At 67.2% G+C, this 21,929-nt stretch carries 17 protein-coding genes and 1 riboswitch; of the genes, 12 read left to right on the top strand and 5 right to left on the bottom strand.

Features of this window, described 5'->3' with window-relative positions; genetic code table 11:
* Positions 1-57 precede the first annotated feature (57 nt).
* Positions 58-182: riboswitch (cobalamin riboswitch) on the bottom strand.
* Positions 183-553: 371 nt separating this feature from the next.
* The gene (locus tag AUCHE_RS11625; RefSeq protein WP_006503504.1) at positions 554-1,174 is read left to right on the top strand and encodes a P-loop NTPase family protein; all 621 of its coding nucleotides are present in this window, start codon (positions 554-556) and stop codon (positions 1,172-1,174) included.
* Positions 1,171-3,183 (top strand): YhgE/Pip domain-containing protein, encoded by a 2,013-nt coding sequence (locus AUCHE_RS11620; RefSeq protein ID WP_006503503.1) that lies wholly within the window; start codon positions 1,171-1,173, stop codon positions 3,181-3,183. Before AUCHE_RS11625 ends, AUCHE_RS11620 begins: the two co-directional genes overlap by 4 nt.
* Before the next feature lie 66 nt (positions 3,184-3,249).
* On the opposite strand, the gene AUCHE_RS11615 is transcribed toward AUCHE_RS11620, so the two are convergent.
* Positions 3,250-3,855 (bottom strand): hypothetical protein, encoded by a 606-nt coding sequence (locus tag AUCHE_RS11615; RefSeq protein ID WP_006503502.1) that lies wholly within the window; start codon positions 3,853-3,855, stop codon positions 3,250-3,252.
* A gap of 294 nt (positions 3,856-4,149) precedes the next feature.
* On the opposite strand from AUCHE_RS11615, the gene AUCHE_RS11610 reads away from it, so the two are divergent.
* Positions 4,150-7,605, top strand: a complete 3,456-nt coding sequence (locus tag AUCHE_RS11610; RefSeq protein ID WP_006503501.1) for a S8 family serine peptidase — start codon at positions 4,150-4,152, stop codon at positions 7,603-7,605.
* Between the two features lie 116 nt (positions 7,606-7,721).
* Here the strand turns inward: AUCHE_RS11610 and AUCHE_RS11605 are convergent, their stop codons facing one another.
* On the bottom strand, positions 7,722-8,231 hold the full coding sequence (locus AUCHE_RS11605; protein WP_006503500.1) for a hypothetical protein: 510 nt from the start codon (positions 8,229-8,231) through the stop codon (positions 7,722-7,724).
* Positions 8,232-8,288: 57 nt separating this feature from the next.
* Here AUCHE_RS11605 and AUCHE_RS11600 point away from each other — a divergent pair, with 57 nt between their 5' ends.
* From AUCHE_RS11600 to AUCHE_RS11590, 3 genes are all read left to right on the top strand, one after another.
* The gene (locus AUCHE_RS11600; RefSeq protein ID WP_006503499.1) at positions 8,289-9,059 is read left to right on the top strand and encodes a CPBP family intramembrane glutamic endopeptidase; all 771 of its coding nucleotides are present in this window, start codon (positions 8,289-8,291) and stop codon (positions 9,057-9,059) included.
* Between the two features lie 170 nt (positions 9,060-9,229).
* The gene (locus tag AUCHE_RS11595; RefSeq protein WP_162137255.1) at positions 9,230-10,291 is read left to right on the top strand and encodes an acyltransferase family protein; all 1,062 of its coding nucleotides are present in this window, start codon (positions 9,230-9,232) and stop codon (positions 10,289-10,291) included.
* 207 nt (positions 10,292-10,498) lie between these two features.
* Entirely contained in the window at positions 10,499-11,449 is a 951-nt protein-coding gene (locus AUCHE_RS11590) for a sugar phosphate isomerase/epimerase family protein (RefSeq protein ID WP_081578215.1), read from the top strand.
* On the opposite strand, the gene AUCHE_RS11585 is transcribed toward AUCHE_RS11590, so the two are convergent.
* The 3 genes from AUCHE_RS11585 to AUCHE_RS11575 are packed head-to-tail and all read right to left on the bottom strand — an operon-like array spanning position 11,410 to position 13,881.
* Positions 11,410-12,390, bottom strand: a complete 981-nt coding sequence (locus tag AUCHE_RS11585) for an alpha/beta hydrolase (protein WP_006503496.1) — start codon at positions 12,388-12,390, stop codon at positions 11,410-11,412. The genes AUCHE_RS11590 and AUCHE_RS11585 overlap by 40 nt on opposite strands.
* Before the next feature lie 46 nt (positions 12,391-12,436).
* Positions 12,437-13,117 carry an N-acetylmannosamine-6-phosphate 2-epimerase gene (locus tag AUCHE_RS11580; RefSeq protein ID WP_006503495.1) on the bottom strand — a complete coding sequence of 227 codons (681 nt, stop codon included), beginning with the start codon at positions 13,115-13,117 and terminating at the stop codon, positions 12,437-12,439.
* Between the two features lie 29 nt (positions 13,118-13,146).
* The gene (locus AUCHE_RS11575; protein ID WP_006503494.1) at positions 13,147-13,881 is read right to left on the bottom strand and encodes a FadR/GntR family transcriptional regulator; all 735 of its coding nucleotides are present in this window, start codon (positions 13,879-13,881) and stop codon (positions 13,147-13,149) included.
* A 344-nt stretch (positions 13,882-14,225) separates the two neighbouring features.
* On the opposite strand from AUCHE_RS11575, the gene AUCHE_RS11570 reads away from it, so the two are divergent.
* The 6 genes from AUCHE_RS11570 to AUCHE_RS11545 all read left to right on the top strand — a co-directional run bounded on the left by AUCHE_RS11570 (position 14,226) and on the right by AUCHE_RS11545 (position 21,885).
* Positions 14,226-15,833: an ABC transporter substrate-binding protein gene (locus tag AUCHE_RS11570; protein WP_006503493.1), complete on the top strand. Its 1,608-nt coding sequence runs from the start codon at positions 14,226-14,228 to the stop codon at positions 15,831-15,833.
* Positions 15,834-16,070: 237 nt separating this feature from the next.
* On the top strand, positions 16,071-17,036 hold the full coding sequence (locus AUCHE_RS11565) for an ABC transporter permease (protein ID WP_040322284.1): 966 nt from the start codon (positions 16,071-16,073) through the stop codon (positions 17,034-17,036).
* Positions 17,036-19,054 (top strand): dipeptide/oligopeptide/nickel ABC transporter permease/ATP-binding protein, encoded by a 2,019-nt coding sequence (locus tag AUCHE_RS11560; protein ID WP_006503491.1) that lies wholly within the window; start codon positions 17,036-17,038, stop codon positions 19,052-19,054. Before AUCHE_RS11565 ends, AUCHE_RS11560 begins: the two co-directional genes overlap by 1 nt.
* Positions 19,051-19,974, top strand: coding sequence for an ABC transporter ATP-binding protein (locus AUCHE_RS11555; protein WP_006503490.1), 924 nt, complete (start codon positions 19,051-19,053; stop codon positions 19,972-19,974). The genes AUCHE_RS11560 and AUCHE_RS11555 overlap by 4 nt, the downstream gene beginning before the upstream one ends.
* Complete coding sequence (locus AUCHE_RS11550) at positions 19,971-20,888, top strand: dihydrodipicolinate synthase family protein (RefSeq protein WP_006503489.1); 918 nt, start codon at positions 19,971-19,973, stop codon at positions 20,886-20,888. The genes AUCHE_RS11555 and AUCHE_RS11550 overlap by 4 nt, the downstream gene beginning before the upstream one ends.
* 34 nt (positions 20,889-20,922) lie before the next feature.
* Complete coding sequence (locus AUCHE_RS11545; RefSeq protein WP_006503488.1) at positions 20,923-21,885, top strand: ROK family protein; 963 nt, start codon at positions 20,923-20,925, stop codon at positions 21,883-21,885.
* The last annotated feature ends 44 nt before the right edge of the window (positions 21,886-21,929 follow it).

Here is a 21,929-nt window from a genome sequence, read left to right as displayed (position 1 = left end):
AACGCGACGACTCGGTGTGTGGCTGCGCTGCCGGTCTCCGTACGCCGCGGATGGGTGGCCGATCGACCGTCCGGCGGCGACCGGGCTCGTCCCTGGGGGCAGGGCATCACCGTTGCGGGACAGCGCCGGGATCGCACCGGCTTCGCGTCGTACGGAAGCTCCCGTAGGGAGATCTTCATCTTTGCACTGAACGGTGTGAACTGCAATGGATTAGCAATAACTCGACGAGGCGGGCAGCGGACTGTGACCACCCTGCGGCCCGCAGCTTTCCCGGAGGAAGTTCTCCTGCCGGCCAGTCTGCTACCGAAGGGAGGACGACCAGCGCGGACGGACTCTATTTCCGATTTCGGAGCGGATTGGGAAAAGCCAACTGCCGCAGGCACCATGGGCAGGTGCGTCGCGAGCTGGGAGAACCTGTGGAGTTCACGGCCCCGCACCTGATACCACCGACGGACGGCCCGATCGCCCTGCTCAGAGCGACCGACCGTCTGAAGTCGAGGAAGACCGCTCAGGCGGTGGACGATCCGTATGTCTACAGGATGGAGAACGCACGATGGCATTGGTGGCCAAGGAGATCGGGCTCGACGGATTGCACGAACCCCTGCTGATGCCCACGAGCATGATCGCCGAGGCCGGACAGATCACCGTCGTCGAAGGCGAGATCGGACCCGGCAGCACCACATTCGCCCTGGCCCTGGCCGGACGGGTCAAACTCTCCCGAGGCGAGGTGGCCTGGAACCGCGACACGGACCCCGCGCTCCGGCGTCGCAAGGTCGCCGTGGTCAACCTGCCCGATGTCACCGAACCCGACGGCGGCCTGCACGTGCGCACCGTCATCGGACACGAACTGGCCCTGGCCGGGCAACCCTCCCGGCGCCGGGACATCGCCCGCTTCCTCACCGAACGCGGCGCCGCCGACCTCGTCAAATCCCGGTGGGAACAGGCCCCGCACGGCAGCCGCACCGGCTGGCTGGCCGAACTGGCCTTCATGGAGGACGGCGTCGAGGCGATCGTGGTCACCCATCCCGACCGGTGGGGCGGCGACGTCGAAGAATGGGCGGTCCCCCTCGGTGAACTGATCGCCGAGGACCGGGTCATCGTCATCGTCTGCACCCCCAGCACCGCCCGGATCCTGGGTCTGGAAGACACCTACCACATCGGAGTGTCCCTGTGAGGAGCCATCGACTCGCCCTGGCGGAACTGCTCCGCCTGACCTCGGCGCCCATGATCAGGGTCGCCCTCGTGGCGCTCGTCCTGATCCCCAGCCTCTACGCGGGCCTCTACCTGTACGCCAACCGCGACCCCTATGCGCGCCTGTCGAGCATGCCCGCGGCCATCGTCTCCGAGGACCAGGGCACCACCCTCGCGAACGGCGAACGGATCCAGATCGGCAAGGAGATCGCCGAGCAGCTCGCCAAGACGAAGAAATTCGACTGGTCGGTCATCGACCGGCAGAGCGCCACCCAGGGCGTCAAGGACGAGACCTACCACTTCGCCGTCATCATCCCCGCCGGTTTCTCCGCCGACCTGTCGTCGGTCGGCACCGGCAATCCCCGGCAGGCACACCTGGAACAGATCACCAATGACGCCAACGGTTATCTGACCCGCACCATCTCCAACCAGGTGATCGCCGAGATCACCAAGTCGATCGCCTCGAAACTGTCCTCCACCACGGCCAGCAAGATGCTCGACGGCTTCAACACCGTCCGCGTCAACCTCACCTCCGCCTCCGACGGCGCCGCCCAACTCTCCGAAGGCACCACCAAACTCCTCGACGGCCAGAAGAAACTCCGCGACGGCACCGAGAAACTCGTCGACGGCACCACCAAGGCCCACAAAGGCAGCCAGGAACTCGCCCAAGGAGCAGGGAAACTCAGCCAGGGCATGGGCAAACTCGCCGAAGGCACCGCCGAACTGCCCTCGAAGACCCGCCAACTCGCCGACGGTGCCCGCAAGGTCGCCGACGGCAACGCCCAGGTCGCCAGCGCAGGACAACAGCTCGCCGACGGCGCCAAACAGATCGACCTCTCACGGGCCTCGTTGAAGACCGACCTGGTCGCCCGGCTCGACGCCATCGACAAAGCCAACAAGGAATCCGGCAAACCTGATTCGGTGATCGCCGAGGCGACGACGGCCGCCCGCAAAGCACTCACCGATGTCGACGGGAAACTCACCACGGTCAGCGGCAAGGTGACCTCCGCCTCGGGCAAACTCAGCCAGCTGTCGGCCGGATCGACCAAACTCGCCGACGGCGCCGACAAACTGGCCACCGCGTCCGTCAAACTGTCCGCCGGCATCAAGGAAGCCCACACCGGGTCGACCAAACTCGCCGACGGCGCCCAGAAGATGACCACCGGGCTGGCGAAACTCGACGAAGGCGCCCACAAACTGCACGACGGGACGGGCAAAGCCCTCCAGGGCAGCCAGAAACTCGACGAAGGCGCCCACAAACTGGGAGACGGGCTGAAGAGCGGCGTGGAGAAGATCCCCGCCACGACCCCTGAACAACGTGCGGCCGCCGCTCAGGTGATGGGCGCCCCGGTCTCGATCGAACGCGCCGCCGCCGCCGAAGCGGAGAACTACGGAGCCGGACTGGCCCCCTTCTTCCTCGCGCTCTCCCTGTGGATCGGCGCCTACACCCTGTTCCTGGTGGTCCGGCCGGTCTCGCTGCGCGCCGTCGTGGCCAACCAGCCCGGATGGCGGATCGCCTTCAGCGGCTGGATGACCCCGGCACTGTTGGGCACCTGCCAGGCCGTCGCCGTCTTCCTGCTGATCGGTTGGGGGCTGGGATTCAAGATGGACAAACCCATCCCGACGGTGCTCTTCCTGATCGGGGTGTCCTGCGTCTACGTGTCGATCCTCCTGGCCCTGGCCGCCCGGTTCGGCGCGGTGGGCAAGTTCGTCGGCCTGGTGTTCATGGTCCTGCAGCTGGTCAGCGCCGGTGGAACCTTCCCCTGGCAGACCCTGCCCGAACCCCTGCAGGTGGTCCACCACCTGGCACCCATGAGTTACGCCGTCGAAGGACTGCGCCACCTCATGTACGGCGGCCCCCTGCACCGGATGCCGATGATCATCGCCGTCCTCTTCGCCTACTGGCTGCTCGCGATGATCGCCACCCGGTGGGCGGCCCTGCGGCTGCGGATCTGGACCGCCCGGCGGATCAAACCCGACCTGGAGCTGTGACCCGGGCCGACCTGCCTCGACGACAGGGTGCGGTGCGACGTCCCCCGCGCCGCACCCTGTCGGGGATCAGCCGACAGGACGGTCAGGGCGACCCTGCCCCTGCCCGGGACGGTCGGACTGCGGACGGACCTCGCCGTCACGGTGACGACCCTGCCCGTCCCCGGGGCCTTGCCCGTCCTGACGGGGCCCGTGTCCCCGCCCCTCGCCTCCGGGACGACGGCGCTCGCGCCCCTTCTTGTCCTTGCCGGTGCGCTCGGTCACGGTCTTCAGGTCGGAGCTGACGGCGAAGCCGATGCGTTTCCCGTCCTTCTTCGCCTTGACGCGGTAGTCGCCCTTCTGGTTCTTGACGACCCGGACGACCTCCACGGCGGAGTCCTTCGCCTTGACGGCGTCGGTCACCTTCTTGGCCTCGTCCCCGGTGACCTCGGTGCCCCGCTTCTTGCCGTGACCCTTGCCCTTGCCGTGGCCCTTGCCCTGCCCGTCTCGTCCTCGGCCGTCGCCGGGCCCGTTCTGGGCGTCGGGATTCGCCGGGGCGGACGCGCTGGTGCTCGGTGCCGGGCTGGGAGCGGGACCGGAAGAGGAGGACGCATTGGCCATGACAGCCCCGCCGGTGACGGCGAGAGCGGCGACGACGGCAGCCGCAGTGGAGATGAGATGTTTCCTGGTGGCCATGATGATTCCTTCGGTCAGCGGATGGTGGTGCCTGAGGTGATGTCTTCTCGGCTCGATATCCACTGTGGGCGCGCCGACTTGGGTGAGCCCATCAGGTTCTTGTGACCGGGCTGTGAGCCTTGGAATCGTTTCCTGGAATGTTCTTGTCGAAAATTGACGATTTGTTTGCCTGTGTCGTGTGGCGTTATCCGGGCGGCGGGCTGCCTGCAGAGTATGAATAACTCGGGCAGCCAGCGATGTCGAGCCCTGTCGACATTCGGGGATTCCTTCTGCCCCTGAAGATAAGGACAGCCAGTGAGCGTTCACACCACGAGACGCGGGCTTGCCGCGATACTCGCCGTGGGGCTTTCTGCCGTCGGGATGAATACGGCTTCGGCAGAGACGACACCGACTCCCGTGGCACCGGTCACCCTCACGGCGGAGGGCGGGAAGGACACCCCCCAGGCCGAGAAGATGAGTACCCACAGCCAGGAGCTGTTGCTGGAGGCCGAATCGTCCGGGAAGACCAAGGTCACGGTGATGACCTTGACCGACAAGGACAAGACCCAGGAAGTCGTCGGCCAGCTGAAGTCCTTGGGCGCCTCGGTGGGATACGTCCATGAGAAGACCGGCTACGTCCGGGCCACCCTGGACACCGCATCGGCGAGAAAGGTGACGAAGATCGCCCAGGTCAAGAAGGTCGACCTGGACGAGATGCTGACCGTCCCGGTCCCGGTCGCCGACCAGCCCAGCGGGAGCGCCCAGAACGTCCGCCAGTGGACAGGGCCGAACGCCTCCACACCGGACTCGAATCCGTACATGCCCACGAACGAGACCGGGGCGATCGCCTTCCGGAAGGCGCATCCGACCTTCGACGGACGCCAGGCCACCATCGGCGTGCTCGACTCCGGCGTCGACCTCGACCATCCCGCACTGCAGAAGACCACGACCGGTGAACGCAAGATCGTGAACTGGGTGACCGCCACCGACCCGCTGTCGGAAGCGGACGGCACCTGGCGCCCGATGCTCACCAAGGTGAGCGGGTCCTCCGCGAAATTCGGCGGAGCGGAATGGAAACTCCCGAACCGCCCGGGCGCGGACTTCGCGATCAACGTCTTCCGGGAATCGGCCGCCAACGGCAGCCGTGAATTCGAAGGAGATCTCGACCGCGACGGCAGCAACAGCAGCTCGTGGGGAATTCTTTACGACTACAACACCGGTGACATCTGGGTCGACGTCAATGCGAACCACGATTTCACCGACGACGCGATGATGCGCCCGTACAAGGAACGTTTCGACATCGGCCATTTCGGGAAGGACGACCCGGCGACCGACGTCCGGGAGAGCATGCCTTTCGTCGTGGAGTTCCGAAAGGACGTCGACCTCACACCGGCCGGTCCCACATTCGAAGGAAAACGGGCCGACTTCGTGAACATCGGCCTCATCGCCAGCTCCCACGGCACCCACGTCGCCGGGATCGCCGCCGGCCACAAATTGTTCGGCGGCCAGATGAACGGCGCCGCCCCGGGCGCGAAGATCGTCTCCAGCAAGGCCTGCGTCTTCGCCGGCGGCTGCACCTCGGTGGCCCTGTCCGAAGGCATGATCGACCTGGTCGCCAACCAGCGGGTGGACATCGTCAACATGTCCATCGGCGGACTCCCCGCCCTGAACGACGGCAACAACACCCGCTCCTACCTGTACCAGCGGTTGATCAACGAGTACGGCGTGCAACTGTTCGTCTCGGCCGGCAACGAAGGACCCGGGGTGAACACGGTGGGCGACCCGTCGGTGGCTCCCGACGTGATCAGCGTCGCCGCCGGCGCCTCCAAGGACACCTGGATGGCCAACTACGGCGCGAAGGTCACCGCAAGCTTCTGGGCGCAGAACTACTCCTCCCGGGGGCCACGTGAGGACGGCGGATTCAAACCGGACATCATCGCGCCCGGCTCGGCGATCAGCACCATCCCGATGGTCTTCGAGGGCGGACCGGTCCCCGAGGCCGGCTACCCGCTTCCCGCCGGGTACGCCATGTTCAACGGCACCTCGATGTCCAGCCCCCAGGCAGCCGGTGCGGCGACCCTGCTGATCTCCGGCGCCCGCCAGTCCGACGTCGCGGTGACCCCGAAACAGCTGCGCACGTCGATCTACAGCACAGCCCAGTTCATCCCGGGCCTGGAAGCAGCGGCCCAGGGCAACGGACTCATCCGGGTGGACAAGGCCTGGGACATCCTGAGCAAGTCCCCGAAGGCCGAGAACGCCTACGAGATCAGCGCCCCCGTGTGCACCCCGCTGGCAGCCTCCCTGAAGGTGAAGAACCGGGGCGAAGGCCTGTACAACCGGTGCTCCCAGGGTGAGGGCGGCCAGCGGATCGGCGAGGAGAAGACCTACGAGGTCGTCGTCAAACGAACCGCAGGCCCGGCCGACCAGTCCCGCCACCAGCTGAAATGGGTCGGCAACGACGGCACCTTCAGCGCCCCGACCCAGGTCGACCTGCCCGTCGGCACCCCCGTCAAGGTGAAGGTGACCGCCAAACCCGAGACGATGGGCGCCCACTCGGCGATCCTGAACCTCGACGTGGAGGCCACCCCCTGGCTCGACGGCCAGATGATGACCGAGATCGTCGCCGCAGCCTCGCTGAAGGAGAAGCCCTTCGTCCAGAAGATGACCGGCTCGGTCGAGCGGGTACGCACACAGAGCCTGTTCGTCGCAGTACCCAAGGGGACGAAGAACCTCCAGGTGAACCTGTCCGGTATCGCCGCCGGTTCGCTGACCCGCTTCCTGGCGGTGAACCCCTACGGGCTGCCCGTGGAGAAACCCAGCGGACGGGCGTCGTGCTACACGAACCACACCGACGCGAAACTGTGCCACCCGACGTCGCGGGCCTACCAGAACCCGATGCCGGGCGTCTGGGAGTTCCTGGTCGAATCGGCGCGGACGACCCCGACGACACAGAACCCGTTCACGCTGACCGCAGCGACCCAGGGCGTCTCGGTGGAACCGGCCGCCCAGACGGTCGAGACCGCGGTGATCGGCAAGCCGGTCCCCCTGTCCTGGACGGTCCGCAACGACATGGGTGCGGCGAAGGTCACCGCGCAGGGCGGCCCGCTGGGGTCCTCGGCGAAGGCCCGACCCACGATCAAGGCCCAGGAGAAGAAGACCTTCACCGTGGACGTCCCCGCCGGGGCGAGCCGTTTGGACGTGAAGATCGGCAATCCCTCCGACGAGACCGCCGACCTGGACCTCTTTGTGAAGAATGCCGTCGGCCGCGAGGTCGGCAAGTCGGCCAAGGCCGACTCCGAGGAGACGGTCACCCTCATCAACCCGGCGCCGGGCCCGTACACGGTCATCGTGGAGGGTTATGCGGTCAGTGCCCCGGGCGGAACCCAGTTCGACTACCTGGACGTCTACTTCGGCAGCTCCTTGGGGACCCTGCGGGTGTCCTCGACCCCGAAGGACCTGGCGACCGGTGAGCAGATGAAGGTCACCGGGGAGCTGGTCGCGAAGTCCGAGGTGGCCCAGGGGCGTCAGCTCTTCGGCGAGTTGAAGGTCGTCAACACCGAAGGGTCTGTGCTCGGCATCGGCCATGTGTTCGTCGGATCGGTGCTGAAGACGGAACCTTCCCCGTCGCCGACGAGCACGACCACCTCTCCGACGACGGCTCCGGTACCGACCCCGACCACGTCGGTTCCGACGCCTGTTCCGCCGACCACGGCACCGCCGTCGCCCTCGGGCACACCGGTGGTGACGGCTCCGCCGGCGTTGTGGTCGTGATCCGACACCGGTGAGTGACAACGGACCGGTCGTCCCGTTCCCGGGGCGACCGGTCCGCCGCGTCCCGGGGACGTCGTCACGGTCGGACAGTCCGGGTGCGCGGTCAGAGCGCGGGGTCAGGGTGCGGGGTCGACGACTCTGGCGACGACGAACGGGCTCCCTTGTTGGCAGGTGGTGGCCAGCTGCGGGCTGCGGTGCCCCTCGACGACGACCTGGGCCCCGGGAACGAGCCGGGGGCCACCCCCGACCAGCAGGACGGCCTCGCCCTGGCCGAGGTGCAACAGGGTGCACCCTCGCTCGGTGCCTTCGCCGACCACGCCGGTGAGTCTTTCCAGGGGGCCGGTCGGCGCGGCGGGGTCGGGCAGCTCCGGGATCGGCGAGGGCAGATAGGCGCTGCTCGTGTCGACCGGGCTCGGCACGGCCGTCGACGAGGCGCTCGTGGACGAGGAGCTCGTGGACGGTGCGCTCGCCGTGCTGTCTCGGCCGGTGGGATGTTGTCCGGCGTTCTCGCCGGGTCCGATGCATCCGGTGACGGTCATGAGGAGTCCTCCGCAGAGCAGGGCGGCGACGCGGGCGCCGGTGGCGGGGCACGTCCGGCCGGTGGACGGGCGGTGGTCGTGGACCATGTGTTTTGGACGCAGGATCGGGGTGGGGGGTTCCGTTCGGCTGGGTAGCCTGCGGGCATGGATGCTCAGGTGCCGCCTTCGGGCGTGGCGCGACGGACCTTGTTGGTCGAGTCCTTTCTGGTGTTGGGGGTCGGCCTGGGGGCTTCGGCGGTCTGGGCCGTGCTGTCGATCGTGCGTAGGTTGACCGATCCGGTGGCGCTCTCCCGGCAGACGTCGTCGTTGAATGCGTCGGTCACCCCGGACCGTCCGTGGCTCGATCTGGCCTATCAGTTGGCCGGGGTCGTCCTGCCGCTGTTCCCGGCGTTGTTGGCGGTGCATCTGCTGGCGCGGGACGGGGTGGGGCCGTCGCGGATCGGGGTGGATCTGCGTCGTCCTGGTGGGGATCTGTGGCGGGGCGCGCTTCTGGCGGCGGCGGTGGGTCTGCCCGGGCTGGCCTTCTACGTGGCTGCGCGGCAGTGGGGGATCAACACGACGGTGTCGGCGGCGGGCTTGGGGCAGGTGTGGTGGGCGGTGCCGGTGCTGATCCTGTCGGCGGTGAAGAACGCGGTGGTGGAGGAGGTGGTGATGGTCGGCTACCTGATGACGCGGTGGCGGCAGGCGGGCTGGTCGCTGTGCTGGGTGGTGGGGCTTTCCTCGGTCATCCGGGGCGCGTATCACCTTTATCAGGGGTTCGGTGGTTTCCTGGGGAATATCGCGATGGGGGTTCTTTTCGGGTGGGTCTTCGCCCGGTGGGGGCGGGTGATGCCGTTGGTGGTGGCGCACACCCTTCTGGATGTGGTGGCTTTCGTGGGTTATGCGCTGCTGCGGGGGCAGGTGTCCTGGTTGTGAGCGTGGATAGCGCGCGGCGGGGCTCGTCCGGGGGTGTCCGGGCGTGGTCGGGGGCAACCCTGACGTAACGGTAGAGTCGGCGGGGTCGTCCTTTCCCGCCGCCGACCCCTGGGAGTTCCATGCCCCGGCTCGACGTCCCCTCCGTCCGGGCAGTTTCGACGGACGACAGCTTGACCGCCCGTTTCGATCCGCGGGCGAACAGCTTGGACCTGCTCCGGTTGTCGTTGGCGGTCTTCGTGGCGCTGGCCCACGGGACCCAGATCGCCTACGGCCATCAGCCCCGGTTCGGGCACACCGACCTGGGTGCCCTGGCGGTCGACGGTTTCTTCGTGCTGAGTGGTTTCCTCGTGGCGGGTTCCTTCCTGCGGCTGGGGTCCCCGGCGCGTTACGCCTGGCATCGGGCGTTGCGGATCCTGCCGGGGTTCTGGCTGTGTCTGGTGTCGACCGCCCTGGTGGTGGCCCCGGTGCTGGCGGTCCTCGAAGGCGGTGGCCCCGAGGAGGTGTTCTTCGGGGAGAGGTCGTCCTTCTGGTACGCGGCGGACAACGCCTTCCTGATGATCCGGGATTACGCAGTGGCCGGTCTGCCCACCGGTACGCGGACTCCCGGGGTGATCAACGGGTCGCTGTGGACCTTGTGGTTCGAGGCGGTCTGTTACGTGCTGGTCGTCGTCTTGGGGGTGGTCGGTGCGTTGCGGCCGGGGCGTCGACGGCTGCTGGTGGTGCTGGCCTGCGTGGGCCCTGGCCTCTTCCTGGTGGCGCAGGAGATCTGGGGTGTCGAGCTGTCGGGCGGCCGGTACATGCGTTTCTTCTTCATGTTCCTGTTGGGCACCTTGGCCCTGCTGTACGGGAGACGGCTCCCGATGCGTGGCGGGTATGCGTGGGGTGCGCTGGCGGTGGTGGTTCTGTCGGTGTTCCTGCTGCGGGACTACCGTCCGCTCGGCGGGGTGGCTTTCGCGTATCTGATGCTGTGGGCGGTGGTGGGTACGCCGTGGCTGCGTAGACCGTTGCCCTGGGATCTCTCCTACGGGGTGTACGTCTATCACTGGCCGATCGCGACGATCCTGACGACAGCCGGTACGGGGGCGCTGCCGGTGCCGGTGCATCTGCTCCTGCTCATGGTGGTGACCGGGGCGGTGGCGGTGATGTCCTGGCTGCTGGTGGAGCGTCCGGCGCTGCAGCATAAGGATGCCGTCCTGCCGTTCGTCCGTGTCGCGAAGGCTGCTGCCGATTGAGTTCCTGCGCAGGTCACCGGGAGGCTCCGCGGGCCGGTCGGTGGCTGATCCGTCGGGTGTTTCGTCCTGAGGGGGTGGGGCCCAGGGGCTGCGTGGCGATGTGGGGAACCAGGTTGTACGTCCGACCCAGGGGGCGCGTACCGTGTGGCAGATCGGGTGGAGGAGTCTGTTTCGAAGGTGAGATCGCCGCTCACGGAATCCGAAGGAATGACGTTGGGTAAAAACAGTTTTGGTGTCCGTTCGGAGAAGATTCCGGTGAGGAGAGCGCTCGGTCTGGCCCCGTTGTCGGTGTTGGGTGAGGCACCCCACCGCATCGTGGAGGCTGCCGCCGGGGCCGGTTTCGACTTCGTGGGGCTACGGGTGCAGCGGGTCTCACCGGACGAACCCTTCTTCGCGTTGAACCCGGGCGGTTCTGAGCTGAGGCGGACCCGTAAGGCTCTGGCCGACACCGGGTTGAACGTGTTGGACGTCGAATGTCTGGTCTTCGACGGGTGTCTCGGAGCGGAGACCTGGCTGCCGGCCCTGGAGGCCGGAGCGGCTCTGGGAGCTCGGGTCTTCACGGTGGCCGCATCGGATGCCGACCGGTCCCGGATCGCCGACACCCTCTGTGAGTTCACCCAGGACGCGATGGACTTCGGCATCGTGCCGATGTTCGAACCGATGGCCTACCGTACGGTGTCGACGCTGGCCGAGGCGGCCGCGTTGGCCCGGACCGCGGGATGTCTCGTACTGCCGGACACCTTGCACTTCCACCGGGCGGGCAGCACCGTGGCCGAGGCGCAGGCGGTGGCCGACCTGGTCGTGATGGTGCAGCTATGTGATGCCCCGGACTCGCCGCCTGTCGATCTGGACGGATATGTCGAGGAGTCCCGCTCACACCGGTTGCTCCCCGGTGCAGGCGATGCCGATGTGTACGGCTTCCTGAACGCCTTCCTGGACGGGGTGCCGGTCAGCGTGGAGGTCCCGCACCCCTCCCGGTACGAGATCGGCGTGGAGGCCTTCGTCCGGGAGTTGGCGGTGGCGGGTCGGGCCGGGGTGGACGGCGCGGTGTTGCGGCGTGTGGCCGAGGCCGGTTTCGACGCCGGGCCGTCCCCCCGTCGGGGTCGGTTCGGCCCGGTTCAGGCCTTGAGTTTGCCCACCAGGAATTGCACGGCCTGACGGCGCAGGTTGTCGTCGGTGTAGAAGACGGGCTGGGCGTGTGCGGCGTCGATCAGGACGACCTGCTGTTCCACTCCGGCTTGTTTCAGTTTCTCGCCGAGGTCGATCGACTGTTTGGCCGGGGCGGTGCAGTCCTGCTTGCCGTGGATCAGGAGACTGGGCGGTGAGGTCTTGTGGACGTGGCTGATCGGGCTGGCCTTCTCGGCGGCCATCCGTCCCTCGGAGGATTCGGGGTCAGCGCCGATCAGTCGTCCGTGTGAGCTCTCCACCCCGGAGCGTCCCGGTTTGCAGCCTTGCGCACGCTGTTGGGCGAGTCTGGTGGTGAATTCGTAGATGCCGTAGTACCCGAGGAAGGCTTTCACCCCGGGGTCGGTCTGGGGGCCGATGGTGCCGTGGAGGGCGTGTTCCTTGGGGGTCATGGCGACCATCCCGGCCAGGTGTGCTCCGGCGGATTCTCCGCCGATGGCGACCCGGTCGGGGTCGAGGCCTAGTTTCGACGATTCGGCCTTGAGATAGCGCACGGCGGCGGAGACGTCCTGCATCGGCTGGGGGAACCTGGTCTGGGGCAGCAGGTGGTAGTTGACGCTGGCGACGGCGATGCCCTGGTTGAGCAGGTCGTCGCGGAGCCGGCCGACTTTGAGGATGTGTTCGTCGATGTCGGCTTTGTCGCCGCCGCGCCAGCCACCGCCGTGGACCCAGACGAACAGCGGGGCCGGGCCGTCCGTTTTCTCCGGGAGGAAGAGGTCCAGGGCGTGTACCGGGTCGCCGCTCTCCACGTAGGCCAGGTCGCGGCGTTCGCGTCCGTCCTTGGAGGACGAGGCGGATCTGCTGGTGGCGGGGGAGTTCGAGGTTCTGCCCGTGTTGCCGAGGCCGCAGGCCGTGAGGATGCCGAGGACGAAGGTGGCGGCGACGGCGATCGTGATCCGGCGTCGTAAGGTCATGCGTGTTCTCCCCTTGTGGGTGCTGAGCGTGGTCTCACGTGTCTCGTCAGTGCCGAAGTGCTTGGGCGAACCACCCGGTGATCGTGGTGGGGTGGGTGATGGCGGTGCCCACGACCACGGCGTGGGCACCGGCAGCGAGTGCTGTGCGGGCCTGGGCCGGGGTGTGGATGCGCCCTTCGGCGATGAGGGGGAGACGGGGGAGTGCGTGGGCGATCTCGGTGACGAGGTCGAGGTCGGGCCCGTCGGTCTTGGGCCGTTCGTCGGTGTATCCGGCGAGGGTGGTGCCGAGGATGTCGACGCCTGCGTCGGCGGCGGCCTGGGCGTCGCCGAGGGATCCGCAGTCGGCCATGACGAGGGAGTCGGGGTGGCTGGCGCGTAGGGCGGCGACGGTCTCGGCGAGGGTGCGTCCGTCGGGTCGGGGCCGTCGGGTGCCGTCGAGGGCGACGATCTGGGCTCCGGCGTCCAGGACGGCTCGGGCGTGGCGGAGGGTGGGGGTGATGAAGACTCCGTCGTGTCCGGATTTCCACAGGCCGATGACGGGGACGTCGACCCGGCCGGTGATGGCGGAGATGTCGGCGAGTCCTTGGGCGCGGATGGCGACGGCTCCGCCGGTGACGGCGGCCTCGGCCATCTGGGCCATGGTCTCGGGGTGGCGTAGGGGTTCGCCGGGGTAGGCCTGGCAGGACACGACCAGTTGTCCTCGCAGGGCGGCTATGAGGGGATGCATCCGTGCTCTTTCCGTGCGGGTGTCGGCGGTCAGGAAGGGTCTTCCGCGGGTGGGGTCTGGGCTTCGACGGCGCGTTCGATGGCGCGTTGCAGGGGGGCGTAGTGGGCGCGTACCGCTGCGCGATATCCGTCCACGTCTCCGGTTTCGAGGGCGCGCAGCATGTCGTGGTGGGTGCGGACGGTCTGGGCGATGTCCTCCTGGGGGGTGACGCCGAGTTGGGGGAGGGCCCGGGTGTAGATCTCGAGGAAGGCGCTGGCGAGTTCGCCCATGATCGTGTTGTCGACGTCTTTGAACAGCAGGGCGTGGAAGGCGAAGTCTTCTTCCATGAATTCTCCGCCTGCGGCGCCGCGTCGTTCCATCTCGTCGAGCAGGGAGTGCAGTTCTCGGCGGTATTTCCCGTGGTTTCGAGCGATGAGTTCGTCGGCGACGGTGAGGTCGAGGGCCATTCGGGTGTGTACGACGTCGCGCAGGGAGTTGAGGGTCTGTTCGGCGTCGAGGGAGAGCCGGAAGACCAGGCCGTTGACGAGGGGGGCGAGGGACATCTGGCCGACGTAGGTGCCGTGGCCGTGTCGGACTTCGACGATGTCGAGCGAGGCCAGGGTGCGCACGGCTTCGCGGACGGAGGAACGGGAGACTCCGAGTGCGACGCACAGGTCGGCTTCGGTGGGCATGAGGTCGCCCGGTCTCAGACCGTATTCGATGATGTACGCCTTGATCCCGTCTGCCGTGGACCAGGTGCTCGAGCGCCGGTCTGCGATAGCCATGGAGACCTCGATTCGTGAAGGGCCGCCCCGAGGTACGGGTGGATGGTGTCAAATCCCATCTTGCGGTGGATTGTGTGAAGAAGGTGAGGCGAGAAGAACTTTCGTGCTGGTGTGTCGACGGGGTGGATCGACGGACGGTTGGGGAGGGTGCAGGGAAGGTGATCTGTCGGTATTAGAAACTTCAAGAAGTCGCTTGACCCCTCCGAGGAAGTCACCTAATGTCACGTTACATCATCGGACGTCGGATGTCCGATGTCAGGTCTTAAATTGTCTGAACAATATGTCGGGCAATCAGGCCACCAAGAGCGGTAACGGACCACCGCTACTCAGGAAAGGTGTCCATCTTGAACCTCCTCGCGCACAATTCCTCACGGCGCGGATTTCTCAAGCTGGCAGGTGCGGTGGGCCTCGCAGCAGGATTCTCGGCGTCACTGTCCGCCTGCGGGCCCAAGAATTCCGGCTCCGGCGCCGTCGACGCCAAGGTCGACGCCAAGAAGGACGGCACCATCGTCGGTGCCATCTCCTACGAACTCGGCACCAACGGCTACGACCCCATGACCACCTCCGCCGCACTGACCATCGCGGTGAACTGGCACACCATGGAAGGTCTCACCGAGATCGACCCAGCCACCCGGAAGACCTACGCCGCACTCGCCAAGGAGCTGCCCACGGCGACGGACACCAGCGTCGACATCGCGCTGCGTGAGGGGGCCACCTTCCACGACGGTTCCCCGGTCACCGCGGACGACGTGGTCTTCTCCTTCGAGCGGGTCCAGGACCCGGCGAACAAGTCGCTGTACGCCCAGTTCATCCCCTTCGTGGACAAGGTCACCAAGAAGGACGAGAAGACGGTCACCATCACCCTGAAGCACGCCACCGGGCTGCTGGCCTCCCGGCTTTCGGTCGTGAAGATCGTGCCGAAGGCTGCGGCTGCAGACCGTAAGGCCTTCGACGCCAACCCGATCGGGTCAGGACCGTGGAAGATGACGGACAATGGCGCAAGCTCCAAGCAGATCACCTTCGAGCGCCACGAGGCCTACAACGGCCCGGTGCCGGCGCGGGCCAAGTCGATGAAGTGGCAGATCATCCCGGACGCGGCCACCCGCACCAATGCCATGCAGTCGAAGAGCGTCCAGGCCATCGACTCGGTGCCCTACCTGTCGATCGACCAGCTCAAGGGCACCTCCCGGGTGGAATCGGTGCAGGGCTTCGGTCTGCTCTTCGCGATGTTCAACCACTCGGCCGACAACCCCTTCGCCAAGAAGGAGAACCGGCAGGCCTTCTTCTACGCGATCGACATGGACAAGGTCGTCAAGACCGGTCTGCTCGGGCAGGCCACTCCGGCGACCTGCTTCCTGCACTCGGAGCACCCGCAGTACCGCAAGGCCTCGATGGTGTACACCCACGACCAGGCCAAGGCGAAGGAGCTCTTCGCCAAGACGGGGCTGACGAAGCTGCGCCTGCTGTGCACCGATCACGATTGGGTGAAGAAATGCACGCCGGTGATCGCCGAATCGTTGAAGGCGGCGGGTGTCGAAGTCGATTTCATCGAGAAGAAATCAGCCGACGTGTACAACACTATCGACGGCAAGCCTGCTGCTTATGACGTGGTCATCGCGCCGGGCGACCCTTCGGTCTTCGGAAATGACCCCGATATGTTGATGCGTTGGTGGTACGGGGGAGACACCTGGACCGAGCAGCGTATGCACTGGAAGGGGCAGCCTTCTTATACGCAGGTGCAGAGCCTGCTCGACGAGGGAGTGAAGGCGACCAGCGAAGATGCCCAGAAAGAGGTGTGGGGCAAGCTTTACGACCTCATCTCGGAGGAGCTCCCGCTGTATCCGCTGTTCCACCGAAAGTCACCGATGGCGTGGGACGGTTCCTCCTTGGCGGACTTCAAGCCGATCGCTCTGACCGGGCTGTCTTTCATCGGAGTGGGCTCCGGTAAATAGGCTGTATCGGGGATGCTGCATCCTGCATGAAGTTGGGTGAGATATAGCCGTAAAGCTTGGGTGACATTGGTCCCTGTACGAGGGTTCAGTACTATCCCTAACGGCTTTAGTAATAAGCCGATGATGTCGTGTCATTCAGACATCATCGGCTTATTCACGGCGGTACCCACGGCCTGCGCCACGAGCGCCGCCTCGCCGTCCTCTGTCTCACCTATCTGCTGCACGAAGGAGCAGACCGTGTCCAACCTGATGCGCCTCATCGGGCGTCGGCTGGTCGCGTTGCCGGTGATGATTCTCGGCGTGACGTTCTTGGTGTTCGTCGTCATGTCGTTCTCACCGGCCGACCCGGCCCGCCTCGCACTCGGCGAATCCGCGTCCCCCGACGCCCTCGCCGCCTATCGCACCGAACACGGGCTCGACAAGCCCCTCCTGGTCCGATACGGACTCTTCCTCCTCGGCATGCTCCAAGGAGACCTCGGCACCACCAGCGGAAACACCCCCGTCATCGGGATGGTCGCCGAAGCCTTCCCGATCACCATGCAACTGGCCATCCTCGGCCTGATCGTCGCCGTGGTCATCGCCGTCGTCTTCGGCGTCCTCGCCGCCCTGCACCGCGGACGCTGGCCCGACCAGCTCATCCGCGTGCTCTCGATCATGGCCCTGGCCACCCCGTCCTTCTGGCTGGCGATCCTGCTCATCCAGAACCTCGGCGCCGTCCCCGGCGGAGCAGGACTCTTCCCCGCGCTCATCCTCACCTGGGTGCCCTTCCTGCAGGACCCGGCCACCTACCTGAACAACACCTTCCTCCCGGTGTTCGCGCTGGCCACCCCCGTCGCCGGATCACTGATCCGCGTCGTCCGCACCTCCATGGTCCAGGAACTCGACAAGGACTACGTGCGCACCGCCATCGGCTCCGGAGTGCCCTACTCCGAGGTCGTCGCGATCAACGTCCTCCGCAACGCCCTGATCACCCCGATCACCGTCCTCGGCCTGCGCATCGGCTACCTGATGGGCGGGGCGGTCATCATCGAGATCATCTTCAACATCAAGGCCATGGGACAGCTGATCCTCGACGGCGTCACCCGTAACGACGTCTTCCTCGTCCAAGGGGTCACCCTCACCGTGGCCATCGCCTTCATAGTCATCAATATCCTCGTCGACCTGCTGTACGTACTGGTCAACCCGCGGATCAGGAGCATCTGATGCGATCCGAACTCACCTCACGGCTCGAATCGTCCCCGGGAGCACGACTCGGTGCACTGCGCACCCTGCCCCGATCCACCCAGATCGCCCTCGGACTGATCAGCCTCATCGTCCTGATGGCCCTGGCCGCACCCCTCGTCGCCGGGGACCCCCTGGCCACCGGCACCCCGGTCCAGGCACCTGGCGGGGAACACCTCTTCGGCACCGACGCCATCGGCCGGGACGTCTTCGCCCGCGTCATCTGGGGCGCCCGATCCTCACTGATCATCGGCATCTTCGCCACCCTGGTCGCCCTCGTCGTCGCCGCCGTCCTCGGCTCCGTCGCCGCCACCGGCAACCGGATCGTCTCCGAAATCCTCATGCGACTGCTCGACATCGTCATGAGCTTCCCCGGAGTCGCCCTCGCCGCGGTCTTCGTCGCCGTCTTCGGCAACTCCGTCCCCGTGCTCGTCCTGGCCATCGGCTTCCTGTACGTGCCCCAACTCTCCCGAGTCATCCGGGCCAACGTCCTCGACCAGTTCGGCGAGGACTACGTCGCCGCCAGCCGGGTGATGGGCGCCCGCGTGCCCTACATCCTCGCCAAGCACGTCGCCCGCAACTGCATCGCCCCGATCCTGGTGTTCGCCACCGTCCTGGTCGCCGACGCCATCGTCTTCGAGGCCTCACTGTCCTTCATCAACGCCGGAGTGAAACCCCCGGAGCCCAGCTGGGGCAACATCCTCTCCGACGGCAAACAGGTGCTCCTCGGCGGGCACTGGTGGCCCACCTTCTTCCCCGGTCTGATGATCCTGATCACCGTCCTGGCGCTGAACGTCCTCGCCGAAGGGCTCACCGACGCCATGGCCAGCCCGGTGACCCGGAAAGCCGCCGCCATCGACGCCGAGGAGAAAGCACTGGAGGAGGCCGCCGCCGACGCCAACGGCGTACGCATGCTCGGCGTGACCGACGAACGCACCGCCAAGGACCTGCTCTCGGTCAGCCTCAGCGCCCTGCGCACCTCCGAGATGGTGCGCACCGACCGCCTCCAGTACACGGACAAGGCCGAACCGATCCTGCGGGTCGAGAACCTGTCGATCTCCTTCCCCTCCGCCCACGGCGACGTCAACATCGTCGACAATGTCTCCTTCGAGGTACGCCCCGGCGAAACCATGGGCCTGGTCGGCGAATCCGGCTGCGGAAAATCGATCACCTCGATGGCGATCATGGGATTGCTGCCCTACACCGCGCACACCTCCGGCCGCATCATGATGGGCGGGGAAAACGTCCTCGAACTCGACCACAAAGCCCACAACCAGCTCCGCGGGCACCACATGGCCATGGTCTACCAGGACGCGCTCAGCTCGCTGAACCCCTCGATGGTCGTGCGCCGACAACTCACCCAGCTCACCCGCCGGGGCGGCACCCGCACCCCCGAGGAACTGATGGAACTGGTCGGCCTCGACCCCAAACGGACCCTCAGCTCCTACCCCCACGAGCTCTCCGGCGGACAACGCCAACGCGTGCTCATCGCCATGGCGCTCACCCGCAACCCGCAGCTCATCATCGCGGACGAGCCGACCACCGCCCTCGACGTCACCGTGCAGCAACAGGTCGTCGACCTGCTCAACGAACTGCGTGAGCAGCTCGGCTTCGCGATGGTCTTCGTCAGCCACGACCTGGCCCTGGTCGCCCAACTGGCGCACCGGATCACCGTCATGTACGCCGGTCAGGTCGTCGAACAAGGCGCCACCCGGTCCATCCTGACCAACCCGCGACACGAATACACCCAGGGCCTGCTCGGCTCGGTCCTGTCCATCGAGTCCGGGGCGCGGCGCCTCTACCAGGTGCCGGGCACCGTGCCCAGCCCCGCCGAATTCGTCCAGGGCGACCGCTTCGCACCCCGCTCCTCCCACCCGACCGTCGGGCTCGCGGAGAAACCCCGGTTGCACAAGGTCTCCAGTGACCTCGCCCCCGACGTCGACCACGTCTACGCGACCACGGACGCCCTGGAAGCAGTGCTGAAGGGAGAACGCCGATGAGCACGCCGTCGGAGAAGAACGACACCTACGAGCAGTACGACGGCTACGAGGAGTACGCCACCTGGGAACCGGAACCGGAAACCCCTGCCGACCAGGGCGAACCGGACACCGAGCCCCTGCTCGAACTCCGCGGGGTCCAGGTCGTGCACCGCTCCCGGAGCAGCACCTTCCTCAAACCCGAACGGGTCCAGGCCCTGCGCGGCGTCGACTTCCGCGCCTACCGCGGGGAGACCGTCGGGATCGTCGGTGAGTCCGGCTGCGGCAAGACCACCCTCGCCAGGGTCATGGTCGGCCTGCAGACGCCCACCAAAGGAGAGGTGCACTTCCGGGGAGCGCCCATGGCGCACACCCCCAAAGCACGTCGAGTCCTGGGACGTACCGTCTCCATGGTCTTCCAGGACCCCTCGACCGCGTTGAACCCCCGCATGGTCGTCCGCGAACAGCTCCTCGACCCGCTGCGCGTCCACGGCATCGGTGACGAGAACTACCGGACGCACCGGGTCGAAGAACTCATGCACCTGGTCGGCCTGCCACTGTCCGCACTCGACGTGCTGCCCCGGCAGATCTCCGGTGGACAACGCCAACGCGTCGCCATCGCCCGAGCCCTGGCCCTGGACCCCGAACTGATCATCGCGGACGAGCCCACCTCGGCCCTCGACGTCTCCGTGCGTGCCCAGGTGCTCAACCTGCTCACCGACCTGAAGAACGAACTGGGCCTGGGGCTGGTGTTCATCTCCCACGACATCAACACGGTCCGCTATGTCTCCGACCGGATCGCCGTGATGTACCGCGGCGGCATCGTCGAATCAGGCCCGGCGGAACGGCTCTTCCGCGACCCGCGCGGCGAGTACACCCGCTCCCTGCTGCTCTCCACACCCTCATTGCTGACCCACGACCCAGAACCCTGGGAGGACAAGTGAACACGCCTTTCTGTGGCGTCATCCCGCCGCTCGTCACACCGCTGACAGTCGACGGTGAACTCGACCTGGCCTCCCTTGAGCGCCTCATCACCCGCCTGCTCGACAGCGGGGTACACGGCCTCTTCGCCCTCGGATCCTCCGGCGAAGTCGCCTTCTTCGACGACGACATGCGCGCCCAGGTCCTCGACGCCGTCACCGGCATCGTCGCCGGCCAGGTGCCCGTCCTCGCCGGCTGCATCGACACACAGACCCACCGGGTCGTCTCCCACATCCGAGCAGCCGAGAAGACCGGCGTCACCGGCGTCGTCGTCACCGCACCCTTCTACGCCATCACCGGCCAGGAAGAGATCCGCCACCACTTCACCGCCATCGGCGAAGCCGCCACCGTGCCCGTCCTGGCCTACGACATCCCCGTGTGCGTCCACACCAAACTCGCCCCGGAGATGCTGATGGACCTCGCCCGCACCGGAGCGATCGTCGGCGTGAAGGACTCCTCCGGGGACGACGTCTCCTTCCGGCGACTCGCCCTGCAGAACCGGGCCGAAGGCGAACCCCTGGCCCTGTTCACCGGCCACGAGGTCGTCGTCGACGGCGCCTACCTGTCCGGCGCCCACGGCTGCGTCCCCGGGCTGGGCAATGTCGACCCCGCCGGATACGTCCGCCTGCACACCGCCGCCCAAGCCGGGGACTGGGAACAGGTCCGACTCGAACAGGACCGACTCGCCCACCTGATGGAGATCGCCTTCGCCCCCGTCGGCAAAGTCGGCCCCGCCGCAGGCGTCGGCTCCTTCAAGACCGCCCTGCAACTGCTGGGCGTCTTCGACACCAACACGATGAGCGCACCGATGACCGCGCTGGAAGGCTCCAACGTCGACGCGGTCCAGGACGTGCTCCAGAAGGTCGGACTCCTCTGAGAAGACGCCCCACCCCTCGACGAAGGCCACGACGATGAACCACCCACCGCAGCCCACAGCAGAACTCACCCTCGCCGTGGACATCGGCGGCACCAAGATCACCGCAGCCCTCGTCGACCCCGCCGGTCGGACCCTCGACCGGCGGGGTGCCCCCACCCCCGCTGAACACGGCGCGACAGCCGTCCTCGACACCGCCCTCGACCTCGGACGGGAACTGACCGCCGGACGACAGATCACAGCCATCGGCATCGGATCGGCCGGCGTCATCGACCCGCACACCGGCACGGTCACCCACGCCACCGACGCCCTGCCCGGCTGGCCCGGAACCCCCCTGGCCGCAGCCTTCACCGACACCTTCGGTGTCCCGGCCCACGCCCTGAACGACGTCCACGCCCACGCCCTCGGCGAAGCCCGACACGGCGCCGGGCGCGGACACCGCTCCATGCTCCTCGTCGCCGTCGGCACCGGCATCGGCGGAGCCCACGTCCTGAACGGGACCGTACTCTTCGGCGAACACTTCGTCGCCGGCCACATCGGCCACCTCGCCGCGCCCGAAGCCCAAGGCATCCGCTGCAGCTGCGGCCGCGACGGCCACCTCGAAGGACTGGCCTCCGGACCGGGAATCCTCACCGCCTTCCGACGCGCGGGAGGCCAAGCCGCAGACACCCGCGCCGTCGCCGCACTCGCCGCCCGGGCCCGAACCCGACCCGACGACCCCGCCGCCGACCTCGCCGCCCGCACCCTCCACCTCTGCGGCCGCGCCACCGGACGGATCATCGGCGGCCTCGCCAACATCCTCGACCCGGCAGTGATCGTCCTCACCGGAGGCGTCGCCGACATCGGCGAACACTGGTGGCGATCCGTCCGCGACGGCATGTCCGCCGAGACGATGGACGCCGTCGCCGCGACCCCGCTGCTCCCCGCCACCGCAGGACAGGACGCCGCACTCCTCGGCGCCGCCGCCTTCGCCCGAGGGCGCCTCCACCCGACCGGTTGAACAACCCGGCACCCCACGGACAGGAAGACGACGGACCCCTCGAC

This window comes from Austwickia chelonae NBRC 105200 (assembly GCF_000298175.1).
GTDB classification, from domain to species: domain Bacteria; phylum Actinomycetota; class Actinomycetes; order Actinomycetales; family Dermatophilaceae; genus Austwickia; species Austwickia chelonae.
This window is presented reverse-complemented; position numbering and strand designations above follow the sequence as displayed.

Excerpts from the sequence above, each read along its gene's own strand:
- AUCHE_RS11625 (WP_006503504.1), top strand. The coding sequence starts at position 554 with ATGGCATTGGTGGCCAAGGAGATCGGGCTCGACGGATTGCACGAACCC.
- AUCHE_RS11605 (WP_006503500.1), bottom strand. The coding sequence starts at position 8,231 with ATGGTCCACGACCACCGCCCGTCCACCGGCCGGACGTGCCCCGCCACC.
- AUCHE_RS11545 (WP_006503488.1), top strand. The coding sequence starts at position 20,923 with ATGAACCACCCACCGCAGCCCACAGCAGAACTCACCCTCGCCGTGGAC.
- AUCHE_RS11600 (WP_006503499.1), top strand. The coding sequence starts at position 8,289 with ATGGATGCTCAGGTGCCGCCTTCGGGCGTGGCGCGACGGACCTTGTTG.
- AUCHE_RS11590 (WP_081578215.1), top strand. The coding sequence starts at position 10,499 with ATGACGTTGGGTAAAAACAGTTTTGGTGTCCGTTCGGAGAAGATTCCG.
- AUCHE_RS11580 (WP_006503495.1), bottom strand. The coding sequence starts at position 13,117 with ATGCATCCCCTCATAGCCGCCCTGCGAGGACAACTGGTCGTGTCCTGC.
- AUCHE_RS11560 (WP_006503491.1), top strand. The coding sequence starts at position 17,036 with ATGCGATCCGAACTCACCTCACGGCTCGAATCGTCCCCGGGAGCACGA.
- AUCHE_RS11575 (WP_006503494.1), bottom strand. The coding sequence starts at position 13,881 with ATGGCTATCGCAGACCGGCGCTCGAGCACCTGGTCCACGGCAGACGGG.
- AUCHE_RS11585 (WP_006503496.1), bottom strand. The coding sequence starts at position 12,390 with ATGACCTTACGACGCCGGATCACGATCGCCGTCGCCGCCACCTTCGTC.
- AUCHE_RS11555 (WP_006503490.1), top strand. The coding sequence starts at position 19,051 with ATGAGCACGCCGTCGGAGAAGAACGACACCTACGAGCAGTACGACGGC.
- AUCHE_RS11615 (WP_006503502.1), bottom strand. The coding sequence starts at position 3,855 with ATGGCCACCAGGAAACATCTCATCTCCACTGCGGCTGCCGTCGTCGCC.